The sequence below is a fragment of the Deltaproteobacteria bacterium genome (assembly GCA_026388415.1).
Lineage (GTDB): Bacteria > Desulfobacterota > Syntrophia > Syntrophales > JACQWR01 > JAPLJV01.
This window is the reverse complement of sequence record JAPLJV010000020.1, coordinates 17,961-30,632: the sequence shown is the minus strand read 5'-3', so window position 1 is coordinate 30,632 and position 12,672 is coordinate 17,961. Positions and strand designations below refer to the sequence as shown.

General features: G+C 51.3%; 13 protein-coding genes. 12 read left to right on the top strand and 1 reads right to left on the bottom strand.

Annotated features, from left to right (window positions below; all coding sequences use genetic code 11):
* From NT140_05035 to mftF, 12 genes are all read left to right on the top strand, one after another.
* On the top strand, window positions 1–1,042 hold a 1,042-nt coding region (locus NT140_05035), incomplete at its 5' end, for an aldehyde ferredoxin oxidoreductase C-terminal domain-containing protein (protein ID MCX5831240.1).
* Between the two features lie 196 nt (window positions 1,043–1,238).
* Window positions 1,239–2,384 (top strand): hypothetical protein, encoded by a 1,146-nt coding sequence (locus NT140_05030; GenBank protein ID MCX5831239.1) that lies wholly within the window; start codon window positions 1,239–1,241, stop codon window positions 2,382–2,384.
* A gap of 180 nt (window positions 2,385–2,564) precedes the next feature.
* Window positions 2,565–3,674 carry a Zn-dependent alcohol dehydrogenase gene (locus tag NT140_05025; protein MCX5831238.1) on the top strand — a complete coding sequence of 370 codons (1,110 nt, stop codon included), beginning with the start codon at window positions 2,565–2,567 and terminating at the stop codon, window positions 3,672–3,674.
* A 128-nt stretch (window positions 3,675–3,802) separates the two neighbouring features.
* Entirely contained in the window at window positions 3,803–3,931 is a 129-nt protein-coding gene (mftA, locus tag NT140_05020; protein ID MCX5831237.1) for a variant-type mycofactocin precursor, read from the top strand.
* Complete coding sequence (gene mftB, locus NT140_05015; protein MCX5831236.1) at window positions 3,909–4,205, top strand: mycofactocin biosynthesis chaperone MftB; 297 nt, start codon at window positions 3,909–3,911, stop codon at window positions 4,203–4,205. The genes mftA and mftB overlap by 23 nt, the downstream gene beginning before the upstream one ends.
* Window positions 4,195–5,223, top strand: coding sequence for a mycofactocin radical SAM maturase (gene mftC / locus NT140_05010; protein ID MCX5831235.1), 1,029 nt, complete (start codon window positions 4,195–4,197; stop codon window positions 5,221–5,223). The genes mftB and mftC overlap by 11 nt, the downstream gene beginning before the upstream one ends.
* 32 nt (window positions 5,224–5,255) lie before the next feature.
* Complete coding sequence (locus NT140_05005; GenBank protein MCX5831234.1) at window positions 5,256–7,214, top strand: mycofactocin system FadH/OYE family oxidoreductase 2; 1,959 nt, start codon at window positions 5,256–5,258, stop codon at window positions 7,212–7,214.
* On the top strand, window positions 7,211–8,212 hold the full coding sequence (locus tag NT140_05000) for an electron transfer flavoprotein subunit alpha/FixB family protein (GenBank protein ID MCX5831233.1): 1,002 nt from the start codon (window positions 7,211–7,213) through the stop codon (window positions 8,210–8,212). The genes NT140_05005 and NT140_05000 overlap by 4 nt, the downstream gene beginning before the upstream one ends.
* A complete protein-coding gene (locus NT140_04995; protein MCX5831232.1) occupies window positions 8,209–9,504 on the top strand; it encodes an FAD-dependent oxidoreductase in 1,296 nt (431 codons plus the stop codon). Before NT140_05000 ends, NT140_04995 begins: the two co-directional genes overlap by 4 nt.
* The gene (locus tag NT140_04990; protein ID MCX5831231.1) at window positions 9,501–9,776 is read left to right on the top strand and encodes a 4Fe-4S dicluster domain-containing protein; all 276 of its coding nucleotides are present in this window, start codon (window positions 9,501–9,503) and stop codon (window positions 9,774–9,776) included. The genes NT140_04995 and NT140_04990 overlap by 4 nt, the downstream gene beginning before the upstream one ends.
* Window positions 9,777–9,807: 31 nt before the next feature.
* A complete protein-coding gene (locus tag NT140_04985) occupies window positions 9,808–10,725 on the top strand; it encodes a hypothetical protein (protein MCX5831230.1) in 918 nt (305 codons plus the stop codon).
* Window positions 10,722–12,185 carry a mycofactocin biosynthesis glycosyltransferase MftF gene (mftF, locus tag NT140_04980; GenBank protein MCX5831229.1) on the top strand — a complete coding sequence of 488 codons (1,464 nt, stop codon included), beginning with the start codon at window positions 10,722–10,724 and terminating at the stop codon, window positions 12,183–12,185. Before NT140_04985 ends, mftF begins: the two co-directional genes overlap by 4 nt.
* Window positions 12,186–12,266: 81 nt before the next feature.
* Here the strand turns inward: mftF and NT140_04975 are convergent, their stop codons facing one another.
* The gene (locus NT140_04975) at window positions 12,267–12,575 is read right to left on the bottom strand and encodes a hypothetical protein (GenBank protein ID MCX5831228.1); all 309 of its coding nucleotides are present in this window, start codon (window positions 12,573–12,575) and stop codon (window positions 12,267–12,269) included.
* Window positions 12,576–12,672: the final 97 nt, after the last annotated feature.

Below are 12,672 nucleotides of genomic sequence, written 5' to 3'. Positions count from 1 at the left end.
GAAAGGCATCCTCACCCATCCACTCATGGAAGGACTGAAGCAGTTGGGCACCCCGCTGCTGGTCAATATGATTAATGGGGCTGGCGCACTTCCGACAAAAAATTACTCCCTGGGCCAATTCGCAGGGGCCGAGAAGATTTCTGGCGAGACCATGGTTGCCACCATGGCGAACCGTCCCAACAGCAAAGCAGTGCACCGCTGTATGGCAGGTTGTATCATCAGTTGCTCCAACGTCTATACCGACGAGAAAGGCGACGAGATAGTCTCTGGCCTGGAATATGAGACACTGGGACTCATGGGGTCTAACTGCATGATCGAAAACCTTGATGATGTGGCCCGGCTTAACCGTCTCTGCAATGATCTTGGTCTCGATACCATGGAAGTAGGAGCAGCCCTGGCGGTGGCCATGGAGGCCGGTATGCTGCCCTGGGGTGATGGCAAGGCGGCCTTCGGACTCGTAGAAGAGACAGGCAGGGGCACGGAACGAGGCCTTATGATCGGCAACGGGTGTTTACATACCGGCCAGAAGCTCGGCGCCAAAAGGATCCCCCAGGTGAAGGGCCAATCCCTGGCAGCCTATGATCCCCGTGTACTGAAAGGTACAGGCGTCACCTATGCAACCTCGCCTATGGGCGCTGATCATACGTGCGGCAATGCGCTCCCCAGCCCGGCAAACCCGACCTACAACCCTACCTCCCCGACCGGTCAAAATCAGATTTCCGGATTTCTCCAGTGGTATTTTGCTGCCATTGATAGCCTGGGGATGTGTCTTTTTGCATCCCTGCCTCTTCTCGATATGCCAGAACTGCAGAAATATCTTGTTGAGTGTGCTACGGCGGCCACGGGTCAGGCCTCTGACGAGAACTACCTCATGAACCTTGGCGTGTCGGTGTTGCAATCTGAAATGAAGTTCAATAAAGCCGCGGGGTTTACGAGCCGGGACGATCGTATGCCCAAGTTCTTCCTTGAAGAACCGCTGCCTCCATCGGGGCTGGTTTTTGATGTGTCGGAAGCGGACATAGATTCAACACTTCAGTTTTAGTGTTCTACGGCTGACGACCCCTGAGGGGTGGTAGTTGGTCGACCATTCTGATTTAGGGGGATATAATTATGGAAGAGAAAGAGATATTTCCAAGCGACCCACCGATCAGTTGGATAATGGTAGTGAGGTGAAGGTATTCCTGCCAATAGCCGGGGGATAGGGTATTCAAAAATATTCAAAAAAAGGAGGTTTAATTATGGATGGATCGAGCACCAAGACAGATTGGACTGTCAGACAGCCGGGTAGGGGTCTCTTTGCTTTGGCTGTCACAATTGGACTGGCCTTTACCATGTCGGCCACTGTTGACCTTCAAACGTTCAACGGCATATTCACCTTCATAACCATGTCGATGGTGCCGACAATGGCAGTCATCGGTTTGGTCTGGGGCGCTCAGTATCCCCCCACGCAGGGTCTGCATCAGGCGTGGCGCGGTTTGGCTTTGACCCTTCTCACAATGACATTGGGCACAATTTACTGTATCGCCTTTCTGCGCTATCGGGGCGACTGGGTCGTACAACCGTTTGTTGCCATCGCACTCATCACGTCGATCGTCTTTGTGTTCTTTCATATTATCGGCTTCGGCACATGGCCCTGGCATAAAATGTCTCCCCCCGCACAGGGCTTAATGACGCTTGTGACCGCTTTTGTCATGGGGGCCTGGGTAGTATCAAGCCTCTACAATTTCGATTTCCTTTCATACCCGACCGGCGTGAATCCGTCTCCCATACCACACGTCCCCTTTTATGCTCAGGGTGGCCCCCTTGCGGCTTTCGCCCAGTTGGCGCCTCATGGGCCAATACCGTGGGAGACGATGATCGCCTATATGCTCTGGATCATGGTTCCCATGTGGATTTTGGTACACACGGGCATGTGGCCTTTGTCAAAATTTCCGGGGCTTATGAAGCAGCCTGTTATGGGTATTGTATTCACCCTTTTGTGCTGCGTTATCGGTTATGTGGCACTTAAGATCGGCATTGACGTCATGAACATAGAACCTCTCAAATTCCTGGCCATCGGCATCAGCTACATATTCGGACTTCTCATGCTCCTCACGGTATTTCAGACGTGGCCGGGAAGCACCATGAAGCAGCCTTTGGGCGGGTTTGTCAACGCCATTGTGGGCATACCTCTCGGCATGGCAGGGTACTATGGGATTTTAGCCTTCTGCAACTGGCACTTTGGCGCAAAGGCTATGGTGTATCCCGGTAATATGTTCGCCATAGGCGGTGTTATGCTGGGGGTAACGTTCCCGGTGTGGGTGTTGTATACATCCTTTTGGGATTTTTGGCCTTTGGCGCCGACACCTGGGCCGGCTGATGCTGCTGGGCAGCAAAAACCGTAACTGGAAGGCACAGAACCGTAGCATGTTTTGCTGTTCTTTTACAATCGAAGAGGAGTTACTTCTTAGGCGTGGTGGGAGGCACGCTCTTTGGAAGGAAAGTAAGGAATAACAAAGAGGCTTTATTAAAAGAGAAGCAAGATGGTTTGACATTACCACATTCAGAAAAAGGAGGAAGTTATTATGAAGATCAAGGCAGCAGTTTTAAGAGAAGTAAATAAACCCTATACCATTGAGGAGCTGGAGCTCGAACCACCAAGGCAAGGGGAGGCCCTGGTTCGATACGCGTACACGGGATACTGCCACTCGGACCTGCACCTGCAGTTAGGAGAGATTCCCATCGCCTTGCCCCTTGTGGCAGGACATGAGTGCTCGGGGATCGTTGAAGAGGTAGGTCCCGGTGTCACAAGAATCAAGAAGGGTGACCATGTGGTGGGAACCTGGATGGTACCTTGCGGCGAATGTCCGGCCTGCCGCAGAGGCATGGGCAATATCTGCAGCGGCTCATTCAAATACTTTCTCGCCGGGACGATGCTCGATGGGACTTCAAGAATGAAAGATAAGAAAGGGAAAGAAGTTCTGCACGGGAATTTTGTTTCCGGCTTTTCCAATTACAGTGTTGTCCCTGAAGGGGGCCTGATTCCCATCCCGAAGGATTTTCCCCTTGATTGGGCCTGTCTCATGGGTTGCTGTGTACCGACCGGGTGGGGCACGGTGACCAATACGGCCAATGTTCAGCCGGGGGATTCAGTGGCAATCTATGGTCTCGGCGGCGTGGGGCTCAATGTCCTGCGGGCATGCGTACTGAGGCATGCGAACCCCGTGATCGCCGTAGACCTGGAAGCGAGCAAAGAGTCGCTGGCCAAGGAATTCGGCGCAACTCATTTCATCTGCAACTCCAAAGAGGACCCCGTTCCGAAGATTCAGGAGATTACCAACGGAGGCGTACAGTTTGCTTTTGAAGCCATAGGCGATCCCGGAGCCATCATTCAGGCATGGTGGTCTACGGGTATTGGCGGGCGGGTCATTGTACCCGGCATCACTCCTTTTAGCCAGACAACGAATCTCCCCCTTGGGTTGCTGCCACTTCATCAGAAGGCTATTATGGGGAATCTGTATGGTTCTATATCCACACATCTGGATATTCCTCGGTATGTGGACATGATAACGAGGAACGACCTCAAACTGGACAAGCTAATAACAAAGAAATTCAAGCTTGAACAGATAAACGACGTCGCTGACGCTATGGTGAAAAGACAGATTCAGGGCCGCTGGATCTGCGCGTGGGATTAATTTTATATGAGAAGTCTACCGGGGGCAGCCGTTTTTGGTATGGCTGCCCCCGGCTTCCGATGAGAGAACTACCACAGAGGCGGTCCTCTAGGCATGAAACGCAAACTTTAACAGGAAGGAAGTGACAGATGAAAAGCAGAGCGGAAAAAGAACTGAAACAGGACGATGAAAAAAAGGAGGGAAAAGACCTTCCGGATATTATAGAGGAGATTGAAGTAGAAGATTTGACGGTAGATGGCATCTGCGGTGTTTATTGATCTTATGATAGATGTAGAAGCCATTGTAGGTGAAGATAAGTTTTACCATCTCTCACCTGGTGTGAGGGTGAGAAGGGAGACATTCGGTCTGCTCTTCTATAACAGCAGAGATACACGGCTGACTTTTATAAGATCAGGGGATCTTTTGGATATTGCTTTCATTTCTCGCAGAATCCGCGGGATCGTAATATGCGGGCATTTAAAAAAACGAGAAGCAAAGGTACAGCGTGTCCTGGAAATTTTGCTGACAAAGGGGCTGATCGTTGACGCATAATTTGGTTTACAACGAATTACTTAAAGCGCCGGTAAATGTAACATGGGAGATAACTGGCCAATGTAATCTGCGATGCCACCATTGCCTCTCTGCCGGTATACTGGAGAACTGCGATGAGACATTAGATTTCATTGAGTGTTGCCGGTTCATTGATGACCTTGACCGGATGGACGTCTTCCAGATTAATTTTGGCGGCGGCGAGCCTTTTCTACGGGAAGATTTTCTTGACATCCTTCAATACGCCCACGCCAAAGAGATCACGACGTGCGTGAGCACCAATGGCACCACATTAACGGAGCCGCTGGTAAGAAAATTAGCAACGATGGAGCTGCTCTATATCCAGGTAAGCCTCGATGGAGCAACCGCCGCCACGAACGATCTGATCAGAGGGGAAGGTACGTTCGAGAGCATTATTTCCGGGATTGAACTGCTTGCTGCCTGCCACTTCCCTAATGCCAGCACCAATACTGTGGTAACAAGGATCAATTTCAGAGATATTTTAGAGATATATGAGCTGGGAAGGCGTTACGGGCTAAAAACGAGATTGTCCCGGTTTCGTCCTTCAGGCAATGCGAAGAGCGTGTGGGATACATACCATCTGGAGAAAGACCAGCTCGCTGAACTATCGAAATTCTTAAGCAGCCATAGAGATATACTGACCGGCGACTCTTTCTTTTCTATTACTGCGGAAGACAGACGTGAACTGGGTCTCAACATGTGCGGGGCGGCCCGGATGACCTGCGCCGTTCTGCCGGACGGCAGCGTGTATCCCTGCGCCTTCCTGCAGGACAGTTTTTTCCGGGCCGGAAATGTGCGGGAAGAATCGCTGGCCACAATCTGGACCCAGTCTGCTGTCTTCACCATGATTCGTAACATCAGGATTGAATCCTGCGAGCAGTGCAGCCGGTTTGACCAGTGCCATGGCGGCTGTCCGGCTGTGGCATATTTCCTTACCCAATCAATCAACCGTTCTGATCCCGAGTGCATGATACAGGTGCAGCAGCTCTTACCTGTGTAGTGTAATAAAATAAAACGATGGAGTATCGTTAAATGCAAGGACAATTTAAGCATCTGTTTTCGCCTTTGAAAATCGGCCAAGTTGTGGTTCCCAACCGGGCATCTTTTTCTGCTCACCTGACGAACTTTGCCGAAGATTGTCTCCCCTCGGAAAGACATGTCCATTATCTGGCAGCAAGAGCACGCGGCGGTACCGGACTAATTATCACGGAGGAGCAATCGGTACACCCCACTGACCGTGCCTATGAAAAACTCATCGAGGCATTTAAACCGGAGGTTATTCCCGGATATAAGAAAATAACGCGGGCAGTCCATGAATATGAGACGAAGATCTTTGCCCAGCTCAATCATAATGGCCAACAGTGCAGTGGCGCCTTGTCAAAACTGCCGGTATGGGCCCCTTCCCCGGTGCCGGATGTATTATTCCGGGAGATTCCCAAGCAGATGGAAATTGAAGACATTCAAGAGGTTATCCAATACTTCTGCAAATCAGCCATCCATGTCCGGGAGGGTGGTTTTGATGGTATTGAACTCCAGTTCGGTCATAGTTCGCTGGCCCGTCAGTTTATGTCCCCCCTGACAAATTTCCGTAGTGACGAGTACGGTGGTACCCTTGAGAACCGGATGCGCTTTCCCCTGGAACTTATTTCCGCCGTGAGAAAGATAGTGGGAGATGATTTCACTGTGGGCTTACGCCTCTGTGCTGACGAAATGCTCCCCTGGGGGGGGATCACCCTCAATGATGCGAAAGAAATCGCGAAAATCCTTGCAGCATCAGGGGCGATAGATTTCATGGACCTCTCCCTTTCGACCTTCTATAATCTATATCTGGTAGGCGGCACAATGCATATGCCTCTGGGCTATGCGGTTCCCCTGGCCGCAGGGATAAAAGAAGCCATCAAGCTGCCGGTCTTTGCCACGGGGCGCATCAATGATCCTGCCCTGGCGGAAAAGGTGTTGGCCAACGGGCAGGCCGATATGATCGGTATGGTGCGGTCCCAGATCTGTGACCCCAATCTGCTGAACAAGGCTAAAGAAGGGCGATTAGATGAGATCCGGTACTGCATCGCCGATAACCAGGGTTGCTACGGACGTGTCGGGCTGAATAGGCCCATTGGCTGTATCCAAAACCCCTTTGTAGGCAACGAACAGCACGAGGATGAGCTGCGTCTTCCCGCAACGAAATGGAAGAAGCGGGTTATGGTAGTCGGTGGCGGTCCGGCTGGTATGTGGGCAGCAAAAATAGCGACCCTGCGGGGGCACAGCGTCACCCTTTATGAAAAGGAGCAGAACCTGGGTGGACAGGTAGCCATTGCCATGCAGGGTGCGGGCCGCGAGGAATTCGGAGTTATCATCCGGAACGAGCGCAATCAGTTGCAGAGGCTTAAGGTCCCTGTCGTCACGGGTCAAGTGGTGACACCGGAATTTGTAATTGCCCAGGCCCCCGACGCCGTGATCATAGCTACGGGATCGAAGCCGAAGGGATGCCCCGTGGCAGGCTGCAATGGGCCAAGGGTCTTCAATATCTGGCAGGTGCTAAAAGGCGAAGCGGATATAGGGGACAGGATACTTTTCATTGATTACGATGGCCACCACCAGGCCACAAGTACGGCGGAATATCTGGCAGATTTGGGCAAAAAGGTTCATATTGTTACCTCTGCACTCTTCGTAGGTTCTGAATTAGGCCCCAGTCAGGACTTATACCTGTCACGGCAGAGGCTTATGCAAAAAGGGGTGTCCTTTACCTCCAATTTTGCGGTAATCGAAATACGTGGTACAGAGGTACACGGCCTGAACGTCTACTCCAATGAAGGACAGGTATTTTCCGACTTTGATACTGTGGTCACGGCCATGGGAAATGAAGTGGACGATTCCCTGTACTACGCACTAAAAGGTCGCGTGCCCGAGCTTTACCGGGTCGGCGACTGTGTGGCTCCCAGGAAGGTAGATATGGCGATCTACGAGGGTTATGCGGCTGGCAGGAGGGTATGAAAAAAGAAAGGGATATAATTGTTTTCTTTGAATCCTCTGGTGATAGGAGAGAGGAGATTAACCAGGGTCTACTCGCAGAAGGCGACAGAATAGCATCCCTTCTGGAAGGCAGCCTCTCCGTACTGTCCATCGGGAATCTTGCGGAAGATATCAAAGATCTTGATCAAAGCGGCGTTGCCAATCTTTACCTCCTTGAGGACGAAGGCCTTTCTGCATACAGTGGTGAGGTGTTTGCCTGGGCAGTAAAAGTTGCTCTGCAGGATATACCCTTCCGGTGCCTCCTGTTTGCCCACACGGACAGAGGAGGTGAGCTTGCACCGCGCGTTGCGTCCTACCTGGGTACAGCAGCAGTCAGTGACTGTGTTGATATACGCGTCAGAGATCAGGCCATCTTCTATGTTCGATATGTCTATGGCGGTCAGTTGGAACAGGAAGCATATTTTCTAGAGCCTTACCATGAAATTGCCACTATCAGACCAGATTCCCTGGAGAAAAGAGGGTGCAGTAGATTTGTGCCCCTGAAGATACATCATATCCCCATTCATGTTCCCCCTGAAATTATCGGGCCCGTTTCACTCGGGATTATTCCTCCAGATTACAGAACGGTAGACATTACCAGTGCGAAGCGCATTATCGGGGCTGGCATCGGCTGCGCTGATCCTGAACTCCTGGATTTTGTGGAGGAGCTTTCTCACTTGCTGGAAGGATCCATTGGCACTACCAGGCCGGTGGTGGACGACGGGTACCTGCCCAAGGAACGAATGATTGGACAGACGGGGAAAACAGTTTCTCCCGAACTCTATCTGGCTCTGGGGATTTCCGGCTCGCCGCACCATGTAGCGGGCATTCATGAGGGCAGGAAAATTATATCTGTCAACATTGACCCCCGGGCGCCTATTTTTAATGTATCTGACGAGGGGTTCGTCTGCGATTTGCGCACCTTGCTTCCCAAACTGGCTAAACGGATAAAACAATTCAGAGATGAAGGCGTTTCATGAAAATATATGACGCAATCGTGGTAGGTGCAGGGCCTGCAGGGAGTACAGCAGCTTTCCGGATGGCCCAGAGCGGACTTAACGTGCTTCTTGTTGAGCGTGGCGATGTGCCCGGAGCAAAAAACATGTTCGGAGGCATGCTTCCCAACTGTCCAGTGGCGCTGAGCCTTCTGCCCGATTTCTGGGAACAGGCCCCTTGGGAGCGTCATGTTGTCAAGCGGGTTCTGACGATCATTTCAGAATCTTCGAGCACATCTCTGGCGTTTGAGTCGGAGGGATTTGATGATCCGCCCTATAATGGTTACACTCTCTTCAGGCCGGTATTTGACCGATGGCTGGCCGGAAAGGCCCGCGAGGCCGGCGTTCACCTCCTCACCGGATGTCTTGTCGAGGACCTCCTCATGGATGGGAAGACGGTTGCCGGAATCAGGATTGGAAGAACAGCCGGGGAAGTCCGGGCACCTGTTACCATCCTCTCTGACGGAGTGCTGTCACTCCTTGCCAAGAAATTGGGGTTTTACAAACCACCCCAAGCATCGGATATGGCATTGGGAGTCAAGGCCCTGTTCCGCTTAAGCGAAGAGGAAATCAACAAACGATTTGGCTTGGTGCGACGGCAGGGGGTTACGCAGGAATTTCTTGGCTGTACCGAGGGAATCCGGGGCGGCGGGTTTATCTATACCCAGTTGGAAACACTCTCTGTGGGTCTTGTATTTCATCTGGATTCTCTGAAGGCCAGCAGTTTGGCTCCGTACGACCTCTTGCAGCGGTTCCTTTCTTCAGAACCTGTCGGGAAGATCCTCAGGGATGCGCGATTAGTGGAATACTCGGCCCACATTCTGCCGGAAGGTGGATATAAGTTAGTGCCCAGACTGTTCAGTGATGGAGTGCTCCTGGCCGGTGATGCCGCAGGGCTTTGCTATACCAATGGACTGAACCAGGAAGGGATGAACCTGGCCATGACCTCCGGTTTTCTTGCAGCAGAGACGATCGTCGCAGCCTTGCAAAAAGGTGATTTCTCGGCCAGACAGTTGGGCCAATACGATGATCGCCTCAAAGAGAGTTTTGTGCTGAAGGACATGAAGACTTTTGAAAAAACGGTTGGCCTCATGCATAATGACCGTCTCTTCTCCGCATATCCCAACCTTGTGGGAAGAATCATGGAGGAGCTGTACCGTTCTGATGGCAAGCCAAGAAAAAAGACAGGCCGCCTTGGCTGGGATGCTGTAAAAGAAGCATTGCCCATAAAACAGGTGATTGCAGACCTGGTGAAAGGATTAAGAGCGAGCGTATGATAGTTGACGATCTTTTTGACCTCGTAAGCTACCGGATTTACGAGGAAGCCCACATCAAGATAAACCGCGATATCTGCCAGTCATGCACTCACCGAGCATGCACATTTATCTGCCCCGCCGCCTGCTATCAATGGAATGAAGCGAGAACCAGGATAGATTTCGCCTACGAGCCGTGTCTTGAATGTGGTACGTGCCTGCTCGCTTGCGACAAAGGGGCTCTGGATTGGCATTACCCTCAGGGAGGCTTTGGAGTCCGCTTTCGTCTCACCTAAAGTTATTACCGTAAGCCGGGGAGGAAATTTATTGAAGATACTTGTTTTCATAAAGGAAGTTCCAGACATCAGAATACCTCTGGCTCGCGATGAACGGACAGGATGTCTCCGGAAGGATTGGAATGTCTCCGTGCTCAACCCATCCGACAGTGCAGCCATAGACACTGCCCTTGTGATAAAGGAAAGCCGGCCTGGAACCCATATCACCTTGATTCATCTCGGGCCCCCGTCGGGAGAGCGGTTTATCAGAGAAGGTCTTGCCCTGGGGTGTGATGACGGTCTGAGGATATGGGAGGAAGGGCTCGATGCGATTCAGGCTCAGGGCAAGGCATTGATCTTTGAGCGCATCGCCCGCATACTGGACTTCGATATCATTTTGACCGGCGCCAAAAGCGATGATACGGGAAGCGGTCAAGTGAGCCTCATCCTTGCTCATCACCTGCGCGTACCTTGTATTATCCCCGCAATTTCGGTGGAAACAGGGGCAAAAGAGAGAACCATTGTGGCGGTGAAAAAGCTTGCCTTGGGCTATCGTGAGAGTATTGAGTCCCCCATTCCCCTCGTAATTGCCGTGGAAGCTCTGACTGAACCCACCCGCTATGCCGGTCTGCCGCCCCTTCTGGAAGCGGCTGAAAAGATGATCCCGTGCTTTGATCTTGCCCGGATAGGTATATCCACTCAGTTGATCCAACGGGCTAATGGTCATGTCGTATGGGGACCGCTGCGATTGCCCGGATCAAGGCTGAAGCCTGCCACACCTCCCGATTCCTGTCTTCCTGCCTTTGAGCGTATCCAACAACTTGTTGCGGGAACCGTGCAACGCAGGGAGGGCAAAATGGTCAGCGGTGCAGATGACCATGTAGTAGATGAGCTCTTTGGTACCTTGCTGCGAGAAGGGTGGTTAAACCACCTGCGAAAGTGTGAGGAAGGGGTAGAGCGCATACCATGATACCCTTGCTGTACAGGCTGAGGGAAGAGATACGTTTTGAGAGGCGGCATCATTCCTGGGTGGTAATCTCCGAAACACCGCTCAATGTTGTTCGGGTCCGTGAACGGGCAGTGGCAGTACTCAGACTCTGTGACGGATCGAGAACCCTGGCCCAGATAGCGGTGGCGACCGCCATGACCGAAGAGCAGGTCTTCCGGTTGTGTGAGTATTTCAACAAGAAAGCGATCCTGGAAATAGCCCTGGTCACCGGGGGCGACTATTTTCCTTCTGTGACCGTCATAATACCCACAAAAGATCGAGGGGCTGAACTTGCCGAATGCCTCGAGTCCGTCTTCGCCCAAGATTATCTGAACGATAGTGTTGAAGTGATCGTAGTCGATGACGGATCAAAAGATGGCACCAAAGCACTTGTGAATAGCTTTAACTGCAAACTGCTTTCCCATGAGATAAGCCGCGGGCAATCATACTGTCGAAACATCGGTGCCCGTGAGGCCCGTGGCGAAATTCTGGCATTCCTCGATAGCGATTGTGTGGCCGGCCCTGCATGGCTCAAGGAAATCGTAAACTACTTTAGCTGGGACCGGATCGGAGCAGTAGGTGGCTACGTTGATGGTTATTTTGATAATTCTCCGTTGGACCGTTACGAACAAACCTTCTCCCCCTTGAACATGGGCAGCCATATCCTCTATGGAACTGACGACAACTCCAGCTTTTATACACCCACTTGCAACCTTCTGGTACGGCGTAAGGCATACATTCAGACAGGGGGCATCCGGGAAGACATGCATGTAGGCGAAGATGTAGATTTTTGTTGGAGGATGCGAGCCAAAGGTTACGATATGCTGTATGTGCCCGTTGGCTCCGTAAAGCACAAGCATCGCAACGAACTGGGAAAGATGCTGAAAAGACGGAGAGATTACGGGACCTCAGAGGCAACGCTGTATACGCTCCATCCTGAGAAGAAGAAAACCTTTCAAATACCGCTTCTTGCAACCATTAGCTTCTTTTCCCTGTGTGCAGCTATCCTGCTTTTGTCCATGCTACCGCTTCTTGCATCAGGGGCTTGTTTCCTCTTTGAGGTCTGGATGAAGGTTGTAAAATTGGCACGCATGGGCCTCTGTATACCACTGTGGCGGATATGTTTCTCTGTTGCACGCAACTTCTTCTCCTTTTCTTATTTTGCCTCCTTCCATGTAGTTCGGTATTACTTGGTCGCGCTGTTATTGCTCGGCTTTGCCGCCAATCACGTATGGCTGTTAAGCCTTTTTGTGCTGCTCGTAGCATCAACCGTGGACTACCACCTGAAAAAACCACAACTCAACTTTCTTCAATTCTTATACTATTACATTCTTGACCATGTTGCCTATCAAATCGGCGTTATTGTTGGCTGTATAGGTAAAAGAACCTTGGGATCCTATGTGCCGAGATTTGTCAGAAGAGCTGTCGCTACTTCATTTTAGAAAAATGGTTTTCGATTACTATCACTTGACAAAACACAGCCCTATTGATAACCGGTTGAAGCCCCCTGAAGGCACGACAGCTTATTGCGACTCCGATTTCTGACCCACCGGACAGGATTCCATGCAGTTCCAGCAGAAATACTGGAAGCCGATTAATCCTGCTTGATACAGACGCCAGAACTCCACATCTCTGACCATCCTTTTTTGATCTGCCGGTGTGGCATCAATGAACTCTGTCCAGAAACGGATAATGCCCACGGTGCCATAGGGCTGGGCATTGCGTAGACGCTTCATCATATCGGTCTTGTTCTCTTCGTTCAGTACTCCGGCGAGGCATTCCTTGACGCATAACCTTTCCGTTTTCTCTTTTTTGCGTGGTACTGTCCCCATTGTTTTCCGATTGTTTTCTTGACATACCCTTCCCTTATACATATACTAAAACACCAATTGCCAATGGGAATTCCCTTGTCCTCTTTTACACTTGTGG

Bases quoted from the DNA above. Each gene is read 5' to 3' on its own strand.
- mftA (MCX5831237.1), top strand. From the start codon at position 3,803: ATGAAAAGCAGAGCGGAAAAAGAACTGAAACAGGACGATGAAAAAAAG.
- NT140_05025 (MCX5831238.1), top strand. From the start codon at position 2,565: ATGAAGATCAAGGCAGCAGTTTTAAGAGAAGTAAATAAACCCTATACC.
- NT140_04975 (MCX5831228.1), bottom strand. From the start codon at position 12,575: ATGGGGACAGTACCACGCAAAAAAGAGAAAACGGAAAGGTTATGCGTC.
- NT140_04990 (MCX5831231.1), top strand. From the start codon at position 9,501: ATGATAGTTGACGATCTTTTTGACCTCGTAAGCTACCGGATTTACGAG.
- NT140_05030 (MCX5831239.1), top strand. From the start codon at position 1,239: ATGGATGGATCGAGCACCAAGACAGATTGGACTGTCAGACAGCCGGGT.
- NT140_05000 (MCX5831233.1), top strand. From the start codon at position 7,211: ATGAAAAAAGAAAGGGATATAATTGTTTTCTTTGAATCCTCTGGTGAT.
- NT140_05005 (MCX5831234.1), top strand. From the start codon at position 5,256: ATGCAAGGACAATTTAAGCATCTGTTTTCGCCTTTGAAAATCGGCCAA.
- mftF (MCX5831229.1), top strand. From the start codon at position 10,722: ATGATACCCTTGCTGTACAGGCTGAGGGAAGAGATACGTTTTGAGAGG.
- mftB (MCX5831236.1), top strand. From the start codon at position 3,909: ATGGCATCTGCGGTGTTTATTGATCTTATGATAGATGTAGAAGCCATT.
- NT140_04995 (MCX5831232.1), top strand. From the start codon at position 8,209: ATGAAAATATATGACGCAATCGTGGTAGGTGCAGGGCCTGCAGGGAGT.